We start from the raw sequence: 12,938 nt of genomic DNA, 5'->3' as shown, positions 1-12,938 counted from the left end.
ATGACGCCCCGCACCCTCCCCGAACTGCTGGCCGCCCTCGCGGCGGCGCGACCCGGACACGTCGCGCTGCGACTGGCGGCAGGGGAGGGCGCGGGGCGGCCGGCACTGACCGCGGCGGCGTGGCACGCCCGCGCCACCGGGGTTGGGCACGGGCTGCTCGGCAAGGGCGTCGCGCCCGGCGACCGGGTGGGCCTGGTGTTCGAGGGCACGGACTGGCTTGACTTCGCGGTCGCGTACGCGGCCGTCACCGGCGTCGGCGCGGTCGCCGTGCCCCTGTCGGCGACGGCGCCGGAGGCCCGGCTGCGGGAGCTGCTCGACCACGCCGGGGCGCGGGTCGTCGTCGGCACGGGCGGCTGGGCATTGTCCGAGCTGGACTCAGGTGACCCGACGTCGCTGCCGGTCACCGTCGAACCAGGACAGACCGCGCAGATCGTCTACACCTCCGGCACTACCGGCACACCCAAGGGTGTGGCCGCGAGCCACGCCAGCCTCACCCACGGACTCGACCCGGCGCGACCGCCGCTGGCGCACTCGCGGCACGCGCTGCACGCGTTCCCGATCGGCACCAACGCCGCGCAGACGATGCTGGTCACCGCGCTGGTCGCGCGGCCCACCGTGGTCACCGTCGCGGCCTTCGACCCGTGGGTGTACGCCCGGACGGCGCAGCACCTGGGCGTCGGCACCCTGTTCCTGGTGCCCGCGATGGCGAGTGCGCTGCTGGAGGCGGGTGTGTTCGCCGAGTGCGGCCTCGACGAGGTGCAGCTGGTGTCGTGCACCGCCGCGGCCCTGCCGCCCGCGGTTGCCCGCGCGCTCGCCGAAGCGCTGCCGGAGGCGGTGATCGTCAACAACTACACGTCCACCGAGGCCGCTCCGGCCCATACCAGCATGGTGTTCGATCCCGAGCGGCCCGCCTCGGTCGGGCGCGCCGAGGGCGGGGCGGAGCTGCGCATCCTCACCGCCGACGGCGGCGTCGCCGGGCCGGGGCAGACCGGTGAGGTGTGGCTGCGCGCGGGCGACGCCGTGCGGGCGTACCACGGTGATCCCGGCGCGAGCGCCGCCGTGTTCCGCGACGGCTGGGTGCGCATGGGCGACCTCGGCTACCGCGACGCCGACGGCTACCTGTTCCTCGTCGACCGCGAATCGGACCTGGTCAACGCGGGTGCTTACCGGGTCTCCACGCTGCGGGTCGAGGCGGCGCTGCACGAGCACCCGGCGGTGTCCGGCGCGGCCGTGCTCGGGCTGCCGCATCCGGTGATGGGCGCGACGGTCGCCGCGGCCGTCGAGTTGCGCGACCCGTCGGCGCTGGCGGGGCTGCGGACGTTCCTCGCCGAGCGGCTCGCTCCGTACGAGCTGCCGACCCGGATCGTCGCCGTGGCCGCGCTGCCCCGCAACGACGGCGGCAAGGTGCGCAAGGGCGCGCTGCGGGAGGTGTTCGCGGCGGCCCCGGCCCGGGTCGCGCCCCGCACGGCGGCCGAGATCGCGCTCGCCGGACTGTGGCGCGAGGTGCTGCGGGTGCCCGAGGTCGGCGTCGGCGACGACTTCTTCGCCCTCGGCGGCGACTCGATGCGGGCAACCCACCTGGCCGCCCTGGCCGCCACCCAATTCGGCCGCGAGGTGCCCGTCTCCCTCATCTTCGACACCCCGCTGCTCGCCGACCAGGCCGACCGGCTCACCGCCGCGCCCCCCACCGCGGACCAGCCGACGCAGTCGTCGTCACCGGCTCCGGCTCCGGCTTCGGCAGACGGTGATCGCCGTTTGTGGACGGGAAGTGCGGTCGGATCACAGGTTTCGTCCCGAAACGGCGATCACCGCCCGGCGGCCGAGTGCCGCTCGTCCACCGAGGGCGAGCACGGCGGGGCGGCGGCCGGGGAGATGCCGTTGGCGTCCACTCAGGAGAGCATGCTGGCCTGGATGTGGGCGACGGGCGAGCCGCGGGACGTCGGGCCGATCAGTGTCGGCATCCGGGTGTACGACCAGCTCGATCCGGTGCTGCTGGAACGGGCGCTGACGGCGGTCGCGGACCGGAACGAGGCGCTGCGCACCGTGTTCGACCGGGACCCGGCCGGGCGGCACCGGGCGCGGGTGCTCGACCACTGCCCGCCCGTGGTGACCGCCGTCGCGGCCCGCGACCTCGACCACGCCGGGCAGCTGTGCCGGGCCGACCGCGAAGGCGGTTTCGACACGAAACGCGGGCCGTTGGTGCGGGCGATGCTCGCCACCGTCGGCCCCGACGACCACGTGCTCGGGCTGGCCGTGCACCACCTGGTCTGCGACGGCGCGTCGATGGGGCCGCTGCTGCACGAGATCGGCGCCGCCTATGCGGCCTTGCGCAGCGGCAACCCGCTGCCGGGGACGCCTGCGCGCGGCGGTGACCGGTCGGCGAGCGCGACGCCGCTGCGTGACTTCGTGGCGTACACCCGGCAGCGCTGGCAGACGACCGTGCCGCACTGGCGGCGGGTGCTCGACGGCGCGCCCGCCCACCTGGAGCCGTTCCGCGGCCGCCGGGAGGCGGTCCGGCTGCGCAGCGCCGCGCTGGAGTTCCTGCTGCCCGGCCCGCTCGGCGACGGGCTGCGCCGGGCCGCCGCGGCCCAGGGCGCGACCCCGTTCATGCTGATCGCGTCCTGCTGGGCGGCGGCCCTGTCCGAACGCACCGGCACCCACGACATCCTGCTGATGTCCCCGGTGCCCGGCCGCACCCGGCCCGGCAGCGAGACGCTGATCGGCTGCCTGAGCCAGTCCCTGCTGCTGCGCGTGGACACCTCCGGCGCGCCGTCCGCCGCCGAACTGCTGGCCCGGACCCGGCGCACCGTGCTGGACGCGCTGGACCACCAGCACTACCCGTTCGCAGAGTTCTACCTGCGGCACACCGGCGCGGCCTGGCTGCGCGTGGAGACCTGGGGCGGCCAGGCGCACCTGCCGGGCCTGGAGTCCGAGACGTTCGAGCTGCCGCGGGCCCTGGACGCGGACTGGCCCACGCCCGGTGGCCTGCCCGACCTGCAGGCGCCCGAGCTGGCCGTGGTCGAACACCCGGACGGCCGGCTGGTCGCGCACCTGCTCTGGAACCACCACGCCTTCGACCGGTCCGAGATGGACACCCTCGCCGGGCGGGTCACCGAGCTGTTCGAGCACGCGGCGCGCGAGCTCGCCCCCGCACCACCGCAGGAGGTACCGCGATGAGCACCGCCACCCCGGCCCAGCACGGCATGTGGCTGACCGAGCGCCTCGGGCTGGCCGCCACGGCGTACCACATGCCGCTGCCGGTATGGCTCGACGGCCCGCTCGACCCGGCCCGGCTGACGGAAACGGTCGCGGCGGCGGTCGCCCGCCACCCGGTGCTGTCGTGCGCGTTCGCCGAGGACGACGGCGAACTGCGTCTGGTCCCGGCGGCCCGTATACCGTCGCTGCAGGTGGGGGCGGCTCCGGACGACCTGGCGGCGTTCGTCCGCGAACGCACGCTCGCGCCGTTCGACCTGGCCGCCGGACCGCTTGTCCGCTTCGACCTGGTGCCCGCCGGACCCGACCGGCACCTGCTCCTGATCGTCGCCCACCACCTGGTCTTCGACGGCGAGTCCAAAGAGATCCTCCTCACCGACCTCGCCACCGCCTACTCCGCCCCCACCCCATCGGCCTCTCCCGGCGCGGCTCACGCCGCAGCGGCCCCTGCGGTTTCCGGGGAACTGCACGAATCCGGTGCGGGATTGCTGCAGTTTCCGAGAAAGTCGGGGAATCCGACGGCGGGGAACGACTCCCGAGGGGAACGGGCCGGGGAGACAGGGCTGGGCGGGGAGGTGCCGGCGTGGGCGGGCGAGCACTGGTCGGGGTATCGCGCTCCGGGTGAGCCCAGCCTGCCGGGGTTGCGGGGGACCACCGCGCCCGGCGCGACAGCCGGCGTGGTCGTGCCGTTCACCCTGGACGCGGCCGCGATCCGGGCGGCCGCCGCGGAGCTGGGCGCGACGACGTTCGAGGTGGTGCTCGCCGGGCTGCTCTCGCTGCTCGACCGGTACGGCGACCCGGCTCCCGTGGTCGGCGTCGACCTCGGCACCCGCCCCGCCGACGGGCACGACACGGTCGGGCTGCACGTCAACGAGCTGCCCGTGGCCCTGGCCGCCACCGATTCCGCCGCGGCACCGGTCACCGTACGGGAACGCGTCGCGCACGTGCGGCGGCTGCTGCGGGACATCTATGCCGTGCGCGCCGTGCCCCTGTCCCGGGCCGTGTCCGGGCTGGCCCCGCGAGCCGCGCTCACCCCGGTGTCGATCAGCTACCGCCGCCGCGTCCGGCCCACGCCGGAGTTCGCCGGGCTCGGCGTGCGGGTCGAGTGGACGGCGTTCCACCACGCCGCCCGCAACGCCCTGCACGTCCAGCTGCTCGACGACCCCGCCGCTGTGGACCTGCCCGTGCTGCTGCACGTCGACCCGGCCCGCCTGGACCCCGGTGACGCCGCCCGCATCGGGACGCACCTGCGTCTGCTGCTCGACGGCTTCGCCCGCCGACCCGACGCGCCCCTGCGCGACCTCGACCTCCTCGATCCGTCCGAACACGAGCTGCTCGCCGGCTGGAACGCCACCGCTCGGCCCGTTCCCGGCCCGCCGACCCTGCACGAACTCGTCGACGCGCGGATCGTGGCGCAGCCCGACGCCGTCGCGGTGGTCGCCGCCGACAGCGCCATGACCTACGCGCAGCTCGACGCCGAGGCCGGGGCGGTGGCGGCACAGCTTCGGGAACGCGGCATCGGCTCCGGCGACCTCGTCGGGGTGTGCCTGCCCCGCACGTCGCGGCTGCTGCCCGCGCTGCTCGGCGTGCTGCGTACCGGCGCGGCCTATCTGCCGCTGGACCCGGAGCACCCGGTGGCCCGCCGCGACGCCCTGCTCGCCGACGCGTGCCCGGCCGCGCTGCTGGTCGCCGACGGCGACGGCGCGACGGTGCTCGGCGAGGCCACACCGGCGGCCGTCATCGGCGAAGAGCCGACCCTGCTCGGCGAGACCATGCCGCCGGCCGCCGACGAGGGCAGGGCGACCGAGTCCGGTGCGGCGACATCACCGGTCGCGACCGGTGACCCGGCCGTGGCACGGCGGCATGAACCCGGGCTCTGCTACGTGATCTACACATCCGGCTCGACCGGACGGCCCAAGGGTGTGGCCGTCGAGCACGGCAGCGTGGTCAACCTGCTGCACGCGCTACCCGACGTGGTGCCGACCGGGCCCGGGGACGTATGGCTGGCCGTCGCGTCGGCGGCGTTCGACATGTCGGTGCCGGAGCTGTGGCTGCCGCTGGTCACCGGCGGCACGGTCGTGCTGGCCACCGCCGAGCAGGCCCGCGACGGTGAACTGCTGCTCAAGCTCCTGCGGCTGACCGGGGTCACCCACGCCCACCTGACCCCGTCGACGTGGCGGCGGCTGATCGACGCCGGGTTCGCCGAGCGCGGCGTCGTCGCGGTGTGCGGGGCCGAGGCGCTGCCCGGCCCGCTCGCCGCCGAGCTGCGGGCACGGACGCAGCGCCTGGTCAACCTGTACGGCCCGACCGAGACGACGGTATGGTCGACCGCCGCGGACCTGACCGGGGCAGGCCCGGTGACCATCGGCCGCCCGCTGGCCAACACGACCGCGTACGTGCTGGACGCCGGGCTGCGCCCGCTGCCGTACGGCGTGGTGGGGGAGCTGTGCCTGGGCGGGGCCGGGGTCGCCCGGGGTTACCTGGGCCGTCCCGAGCTGACCGCGGCGCGGTTCGTCGACACGGCCTGGGGGCGGCTGTACCGCACCGGCGACCGGGTGCGCCGGCTGCCCGACGGATCGCTGGAGTTCCACGGCCGCGCCGACGACCAGCTCAAGGTGCGCGGGCACCGGATCGAGCCGGGGGAGGTCGAGGCGTTTCTGCGGGCGGCGGAGTCGGTCGTGGACGCGGCGGTGACCGTGTCGGCGGACGGCGACGCGCTGGTGGCGTACCTGGTCGGCGCGCCCGACCCGGCCCGGCTGCGCGAGCGGCTGGCGGCGGGGCTGCCCGGATACCTGGTGCCGTCGGTGTTCACGCTGGTCGAGCAGCTGCCGCGCAACGCCAACGGCAAGCTCGACCGGGCCGCGCTGACCGGGCTGGCGGGGGCGCCGCTGGTGCCGCAGGCGTCGGCCCGGCCCTACACGGGACTGGCGCTGCAGGTGTACGAGATCTGGCGGGAGGTGCTCGGGCACGGCGAGATCGGGCCCGACGACGACCTGTTCGACCTGGGCGGGCACTCGCTCACCGTCACGAAGATCGCGGCCCGGCTGCGCCGCCGGCTGGGCGTCGACCTGCCGCTGCACGTCTTCTTCGACACCCCCACCATCAACGGCATCGTCGCCGCCGCAGACCGGTGACGGCTCAGGTGTCGTAGGTGCCGTCCCACGGCGGCGCGAACATGATGTCCATCGGGTAGAAGCTGACCCGGGGCATGCCGTGCTTCGCGGTCTGATCGACGAGTTCCCAGACGATGTCGCCCTCACGCACGGAGAACGGGCGGACCGCGATGTCGCCGTAAGCGACGTCGGGCAGTTCGGCGATGAGCTGCTCGCGCAGCTCGTGTGCGTCGCCGAGCGGCACGTCGTTGTGGATCCGGGAGCCGGTGTACGTCCCGTCGTGGTCGTACAGGGTGACACGAGGTGCGCTCATCGCTGCTCCGGTGAGATCGGCGGAGGCCGGGTGGGCCATCACGTTCTCACGTCGGTCCGACAGGTCCCGCCCGGTGGATGCACGGGACCTGTCAGGCCGCGGTCACGGCGTGTAGGGCGCGTCCGTGTGCGACTCCTCCTTGAGGATGCTGCCGTCGGCGACGTACACGGCGGTGCGCCGGACGCTGACCACCGCGGACCCGGCGTCGGTGGGGCGGGTCAGGTAGACCAGGGTGAGCTTGCGGTCGGCGACGGCGACGGACTCGATCGGGTCGCGGTCGCCGAGCACGAAGTGCACCACGCACTGCGCCCGGTCGGCGGGCTTGGCGCACAGCATGACGCCCCAGTACCGGCCGGTGGTGTCCACCACGCTGCTCATGATCGTGCCGACGGTGACGTTGCCGATCTCGCCGCCGAGGTCGCCGGTCGCGCACGGCTTCTGCACGGCCAGCACCAGGCCGTCCTCGCCGGAGAACATGCCCTCGGTCAGCGGGGCGCCGTCCTTGCCGAACGCGTAGTAGGGGTCGATCAGGCCGCGCACCATCGCCTCCTTCACCTCGGCGCAGGTCGGGGTGGGCACGGCCGGCGGCGCGGCGCTGGTGGGAGCGTCCGGTGACGGGGTCAGCACGGTGACCGCGCTGGGCGCGGCCGACGGCGACTCGCCGCCGGACTTGCAGGCGGTCGCCAGCCCGGCGAGGGCGAGGACCGGGATCATCAGCAGGGCGGCACGGCGGGGGTGGAGCGGCATGGGGTGGTCCTTCTGCGGCAGCGGATTCGGGCGTTGGCCACTGCACGATAGGGGCGACTGGGTCGGACGCACGACGCCTCGTCGAGAGACCGACAGTGGGACGGCTGCGGTGCCGCCGGGCCGCGCGGCGGGATCGTGCTCGCCGACAGCCGCGGCGACGGGTGTTCGTCGTCGGGGACGAAGCCCGTGGGCCCGTGCCGCCCTAGGGTGTGGCCACGGGCGCCGCCTCGGGTCGGTCCCGTCCGGTGGCCCTGAGCGACCGTGCCGCCGTCCCGACCAGCTAGGAGAAGCCGGTGACCGCAGTCCAGCCGGGTCCGACCACGTCCGCGCCGATCGACGCCGCGCACTGGCAGCGTCGGCTGTTCGCGCTCGCGGCCCGGCACCGGGTGCCCGGGGCGTCGCTGGGCATCCTGCGGCTGGGGGCCGGCGGCCGGCCCGACGAACTGGCCGAGGCCGCGTACGGCGTGCTCAACAGGGCCACCGGCGTGGCCGCCACCACCGACTCGGTGTTCCAGATCGGTTCGATCACGAAGGTGTGGACCGCCACCGTCGCGTTGCAGCTCGCCGACGAAGGCCTGCTCGACCTGGACGCCCCGCTCGCCCGCCTGCTGCCCGGCCTGCGGCTGGCCGGCGACGCCGCCGAGCAGGTCACCATGCGGCACCTGCTGACGCACACCAGTGGCATCGACGGCGACGTGTTCACCGACACCGGCCGCGGTGACGACTGCCTGGAGAAGTACGCCGCGCTGCTGACCGAGGTGGCGCAGGTGCACCCGATCGGCGCGACCTGGTCCTACTGCAACTCCGGGTTCGCGCTGGCCGGGTACGTCATCGAGCGGCTCACCGGCGGCACCTGGGACGCGGCGCTGCGGCAGCGGCTGTTCGCGCCGCTCGGCCTGACCCGTACGGGTACCCTGCCCGAGGAGGCGCTGCTGCACCGCGCCGGGGTCGGCCACGTGACCGGCCCGGACGGCGAGCCGTCGCGCGCCCCCGTGTGGGGCCTGCCCCGTTCGATGGGCCCGGCCGGGCTGATCAACGCCACGGCCGCCGACGTGCTCGCGTTCGCGCGGCTGCACCTGACCGGCGGCCTGGCCGCCGACGGCACCCGTCTGCTGGCCGCGGACAGCGCCGCGGCGATGGCCGACCGGCAGGCCGACCTGCCCGACGAACACACCCTCGGCGATTCGTGGGGCCTGGGCTGGATCAGGTTCGGCTGGGACGGCGCGCGGCTGATCGGCCACGACGGCAACACCCTCGGCCAGTCCGCGTTCCTGCGGCTGCTGCCCGCCCAGGGGCTGGCGGTCGTCCTGCTGACCAACGGCGGCAACACCCGCCAGTGCCAAGCAAGTCGAGCGATCTTGGTGTGATGGGACGAAAACGAGGGCTGGCATCGTCGCTGTGGACGAACTAGCCTGGCCGTCCTGCTCCTACGTTCGGACGGTGCCCACCCCCGGTGAAGATGAACCCGCGCTCCCAGGCCACCCTCGGCCGCGTGCTCGACGACCTCGGCGCGACGCTGCTCGAACTGGTCCACGGCGACGCGGACCGGGGCGGCGACATCGGCGGTGTCGCCATCCACGACCCTCTCGAGGAGCCGACGCTGCCGTGGCGGGCCCTGGTGCTCGGCGTCGGCCTGCGCGAACCAGCCGAGATCGCGTCCCTGCTACACACCCTGGGCAGGCACGACGCGACCGCGCTCGTACTGCGCGCGCCGTTGACGCCGACCCCGGAGGTCAGGCAGGCCGCCGACGAGTCCGGCGTGGCGCTGCTGGCGCTGACCCGCGGCGCGTCGTGGGCGCAGCTGGCCGCCCTGCTACGGGCGCTGCTGGCCGAGGGCGACGTCGGCGAGGCCGAGCCGCAGACCATCGGAGGGATGCCCTCTGGAGACCTGTTCGCCCTGGCCAACGCTATTGCGGCGTTGCTCGACGCACCGGTGACGATCGAGGACCGCAGCTCCCGCGTGCTGGCCTTCTCGGGTCGGCAGGACGAGGCCGACCTGTCCCGGGTGGAGACGATCCTGGGCCGCCAGGTGCCCGAACAGTACTCGCGCATGCTGGTCGAGCGCGGCGTGTTCCGCGAGCTCTACCGCAGTGACGAGCCGGTGTACATCGAGCCGCACGGCGAGCCGGACGGGTTCCGGGTGCCGCGGGTCGCGGTGGCGGTGCGCGCCGGCGACGAGGTGCTCGGCTCGATCTGGGCGGCCGTGCGCGAGCCGTTGACCGCTGAGCGCAGCCAGGCGCTGCGCGACGCGGCCCGCCTCGTCGCGCTGCACATGCTGCGGATCCGGGCCGGTGCGGATGTGGCCCGGCGACTGCGCGCCGACCTGCTCAGCACGGCCCTGGAGGGTGGCGGGGGCGCGCGTGAGGCGCTGCACCGCCTCGGCCTGGCCGACCAGCCGGTGGTGGTGCTGGCACTGGCCATGCTGCCGCCCGGCCACGAGTCCATCGGCGCGGACGTCAACCTGACCGGCGAGCGCCAGCGCCTGGCCGACGGCCTGGCGATGCACCTGACCGCGGTGCATCCGCGCTGCGTCGCGGCGCTGGTCGGCGACGTCGCGTACGGGCTGCTGCCGGTGGCCCGCGACGGCGACGGCGAGCAGCGCGCGCTGCGCATCGCCACCGACTTCCTCGACCGGGTCGGCGACCGGGTACGCGCCGTGATCGGCATCGGGACCGTGGCCGCCGACGCGGGCGGACTCGCCGACGCGCGGGCCGGGGCCGACCGGGCGCTGCGGGTGCTGCGCTCCGCCCCGGCGCGCGGCCCGCGCGGGCACCGGGTGGCACGGCTGTCCGATGTGCACGTGGAGTCGCTGGTGCTGGAGTTGCGCGACCTGGTCGCGGTGCGCGGCGACCGGCCGACCGGGCCGGTCGCGCGGCTGTTCGCGTACGACGAGCAGCACCGGACGAACCTGGTGGACACCCTGCGGGCCTGGCTGGACGCGTTCGGCGACGTCATCGCGGCGTCGGCGGCGATGTACGTGCACCCGAACACGTTCCGCTACCGGCTGCGCCGCCTGGCCGAGGTCGGCGGCCTGGACCTGACCGACCCCGAGGCCCGCTTCGCGGCGATGCTCCAGCTGCGCGTGATCACGCCGGAACCGGCCGAGCGCCGCCCCTGACCGGCCGGACGCGGCGGTCAGCGCCGGGCGGCGGCGTAGCGGCTGCTCCACTCGTGCCGGAGGAACGCCAGATCGTCGCGGCGCGCGTGACCGGCCGCCACGCTGCCCGGGGTGGCGCCGTGCACCGTCTCCGCGAGCGGGTCCGCGCCCGCCTCCAGCAGGTCTCGGATCAGCGCCGGGGAGCCGCCGTTCATCACGGCCACGTACAGCGGGGTGCGGCCGATGCGGTCGGGGGTGTCCACGGGCAGGCCTGCCGCGTCGAGCAGCGGCAGCAGACGGGCGTGGTCTACCCACATCGCCATGTGCCGCAGCGACCAGCCGCCGCCGTCGCGCATCAGCGGATCGACGACGCCCCTGGCCAGGCCGTCGAGCAGCCAGTCGGTGTCGCCGTCGAGCAGCCGCTCGCGCACCCGGGTGCGCTGGGCGGCCAGGGCCTTCGGCAGCCGGCCGGCCCCGGTCAGCCAGGTGTCGCGTACCGCGAAACAGCCGGCGCTCGCCCCACCCATCACCCGCAGCGCCTGCTCGCGGCGTAACTCGTCGGCGTCGTGGGCGTGCAGCCGCAGCGCTCCGTCGCGGACGCCCACGATGTGCCACTCGCCCCGGCACCGCACCCGCACCGGCGCGCCCGGCTCACCCACCGCCGACCCCGGCGGCAGCTCGCGCCCGGGTGGTCGGATCACGTCGGTGGTCGGGGAGCGGAGGTCGGTCGCCGACCGGTGGTCACCGCAGTGCCGCGCGGGCGGCAGCGTCGGGAACAGTGCCGCGCGCAGCAGCGGGTGGAGTTCGTCAGGGGTCAGCAGGCCGGCGTGCAGCAGGGCGAGGTCGGCCGGGACCGGGCCGCTCGCGATCTGCGGCGGCCCCTCGTTGTAGTCGTGCGGGTCGGACTCGGAGGCGACCAGCTCGGCCCCGACGCTGATGTTGAGGTGTGCCCCGAACAGGGTGTCCACCCGCTCGGCCGGAAACCGGGGGCGCTCGGTGAACGTCGCGGCGGCGGCGCGGATCTCGGCGGCGAGGCCGACCGGGCAGGTCGGCGTGGCGGGGTCGCGCTGCAGCGCCTTGGTGTCGGTGAACGGCAGCTCGATGCCGCAGGCGCGCCAAGCGGCGGTGTGGTCGCCCGCGGCGAGCATCAGATAGACCCGTTCGGTCGCGGCCGCCGGGTCGTCGCCGGTGCCGAGCGCGGACCAGGGCAGCGGCGTGCCGTCGGGTGCGAGCAGCGGCGGCCGGTCGGCCGAGCAGCCCCAGGCGGCCCGCAACGCCGCGGTCTCGCGTACGTCCCAGGTGTGGCGGGGTGCGAGGTACCAGCGATGCTCCCGGTTCAGGTCGGCGAGCGTCGCGACGGTCAGCCGCAGCCGCTGCGGGCCGGTCGGCGACAGCGGCAGCCGCACCCGCAGCAGCGGGGTGCCGTGGTCGACGGCTCGCGGCGCGAGCACCGCGCTGGTCCGGGCCCGTAGCGTCGTCATGCCGCCGTGGTGCCGCGGCAGGTGCCAGAGCAGCAGGTCCAGGGCGAGGTGGTGCAGGTCCTCGTCGATGGCGGCGGCGCCCTGCGCGCCGAACCGATCCCGGACCTCGTCGAGGTTCAGGTCGACGTCGGTGTCGGCGAGCGCCGCGGCCTCGCGCCAGTCACCGGCGGCACGGGCGTCGGCTGCCGCGGCGACGGCCTGCGGCGCGGGCATGCGGGTGCGGATGCGTCGCCACTGCGTCAGGTCGCCGCGCAGCAGCGTGATCATCCGCACACCTCCAGGACGGGTGGGTGGCAGGCCGGCCGGATTCGAACCGGCGTCCTCCAACTGCGCGAAGTGGCGCGACGACCTCTGCGCTACAGCCTGCCGCGGGCAGCCTAACGGACCACCCCGACAGCGGGCCGGTCGCGTTTGCCGTGACAGGCGGGCCTATGGTGTGCGCTGATCGCGAGTCAGGTTCGCACCCCGGGTATCGAGAAGGTCATGAGCAGCGACACCACCACCGGCGAGGCAGTCGAGTACGCCATTCCCGCCGTCGTCGACAGCCCCGATGGCATGCAACCGCCCGCCGGGCGGCTCGGCGGCTGGCTGCTGCAGCACCGGGTGCAGCCGGTCGGGCCGGAGGCCGACGAGAGCCACGCCAAGCCGCAGTCGTGGTGGAAGGTCATGTGCCTGACCGGCGTCGACTACTTCTCCACCCTGGCGTACCTGCCCGCGATCGCGGCTACCGCGGCCGGGGCGCTGTCGCCGCTGGCGACGCTGCTGATCGTGGCGTTGACGCTGCTGGGCATGCTGCCGATGTACCGGCGGGTGGCCAAGGAGAGCCCGCACGGGCAGGGTTCGGTGGCGATGCTGGAGGATCTGCTGCCGTTCTGGCGTGGCAAGGTCTTCGTGCTGGTGCTGCTCGGCTTCGTGGCCACGTCGTGGATCATCACGATCACCCTGTCGGCCGCCGACGCCTCGGTGCACCTGCT

General features: G+C 75.0%; 7 protein-coding genes, 1 tRNA gene and 1 pseudogene. 5 read left to right on the top strand and 4 right to left on the bottom strand.

Going from position 1 to position 12,938, the window contains the following annotated elements:
- Positions 1-3,177 carry an AMP-binding protein gene (locus AB0B66_RS21440; protein ID WP_360532398.1) on the top strand — a complete coding sequence of 1,059 codons (3,177 nt, stop codon included), beginning with the start codon at positions 1-3 and terminating at the stop codon, positions 3,175-3,177.
- Entirely contained in the window at positions 3,174-6,347 is a 3,174-nt protein-coding gene (locus tag AB0B66_RS21435) for an amino acid adenylation domain-containing protein (RefSeq protein ID WP_360532395.1), read from the top strand. The genes AB0B66_RS21440 and AB0B66_RS21435 overlap by 4 nt, the downstream gene beginning before the upstream one ends.
- Before the next feature lie 4 nt (positions 6,348-6,351).
- On the opposite strand, the gene AB0B66_RS21430 is transcribed toward AB0B66_RS21435, so the two are convergent.
- Both AB0B66_RS21430 and AB0B66_RS21425 read right to left on the bottom strand, forming a co-directional pair.
- Positions 6,352-6,639, bottom strand: a complete 288-nt coding sequence (locus tag AB0B66_RS21430) for a hypothetical protein (RefSeq protein ID WP_360532392.1) — start codon at positions 6,637-6,639, stop codon at positions 6,352-6,354.
- A 102-nt stretch (positions 6,640-6,741) separates the two neighbouring features.
- Entirely contained in the window at positions 6,742-7,386 is a 645-nt protein-coding gene (locus tag AB0B66_RS21425) for a hypothetical protein (protein ID WP_360532389.1), read from the bottom strand.
- Between the two features lie 293 nt (positions 7,387-7,679).
- On the opposite strand from AB0B66_RS21425, the gene AB0B66_RS21420 reads away from it, so the two are divergent.
- Both AB0B66_RS21420 and AB0B66_RS21415 read left to right on the top strand, forming a co-directional pair.
- On the top strand, positions 7,680-8,753 hold the full coding sequence (locus AB0B66_RS21420) for a serine hydrolase domain-containing protein (protein WP_360532387.1): 1,074 nt from the start codon (positions 7,680-7,682) through the stop codon (positions 8,751-8,753).
- Between the two features lie 92 nt (positions 8,754-8,845).
- Positions 8,846-10,504, top strand: a complete 1,659-nt coding sequence (locus tag AB0B66_RS21415) for a helix-turn-helix domain-containing protein (protein WP_360532819.1) — start codon at positions 8,846-8,848, stop codon at positions 10,502-10,504.
- Between the two features lie 17 nt (positions 10,505-10,521).
- On the opposite strand, the gene AB0B66_RS21410 is transcribed toward AB0B66_RS21415, so the two are convergent.
- The gene (locus tag AB0B66_RS21410) at positions 10,522-12,231 is read right to left on the bottom strand and encodes a hypothetical protein (RefSeq protein WP_360532384.1); all 1,710 of its coding nucleotides are present in this window, start codon (positions 12,229-12,231) and stop codon (positions 10,522-10,524) included.
- A gap of 26 nt (positions 12,232-12,257) precedes the next feature.
- Positions 12,258-12,330: transfer RNA gene (locus AB0B66_RS21405), tRNA-OTHER, on the bottom strand.
- A 189-nt stretch (positions 12,331-12,519) separates the two neighbouring features.
- Here AB0B66_RS21405 and AB0B66_RS21400 point away from each other — a divergent pair.
- Positions 12,520-12,938 (top strand): annotated as a pseudogene (locus tag AB0B66_RS21400) (amino acid transporter); the annotation flags it as partial.

The sequence above is a fragment of the Catellatospora sp. NPDC049111 genome (assembly GCF_040648615.1).
Classification (GTDB): Bacteria; Actinomycetota; Actinomycetes; order Mycobacteriales; family Micromonosporaceae; genus Catellatospora; species Catellatospora aurea.
The sequence above is the reverse complement of the archived record's forward strand: the minus strand, read 5'-3'. Positions and strand labels throughout refer to the sequence as shown.

Coding starts and splice junctions, on each gene's coding strand:
- AB0B66_RS21415 (WP_360532819.1), top strand. CDS start 8,846: ATGAACCCGCGCTCCCAGGCCACCCTCGGCCGCGTGCTCGACGACCTC.
- AB0B66_RS21440 (WP_360532398.1), top strand. CDS start 1: ATGACGCCCCGCACCCTCCCCGAACTGCTGGCCGCCCTCGCGGCGGCG.
- AB0B66_RS21435 (WP_360532395.1), top strand. CDS start 3,174: ATGAGCACCGCCACCCCGGCCCAGCACGGCATGTGGCTGACCGAGCGC.
- AB0B66_RS21410 (WP_360532384.1), bottom strand. CDS start 12,231: ATGATCACGCTGCTGCGCGGCGACCTGACGCAGTGGCGACGCATCCGC.
- AB0B66_RS21430 (WP_360532392.1), bottom strand. CDS start 6,639: ATGAGCGCACCTCGTGTCACCCTGTACGACCACGACGGGACGTACACC.
- AB0B66_RS21425 (WP_360532389.1), bottom strand. CDS start 7,386: ATGCCGCTCCACCCCCGCCGTGCCGCCCTGCTGATGATCCCGGTCCTC.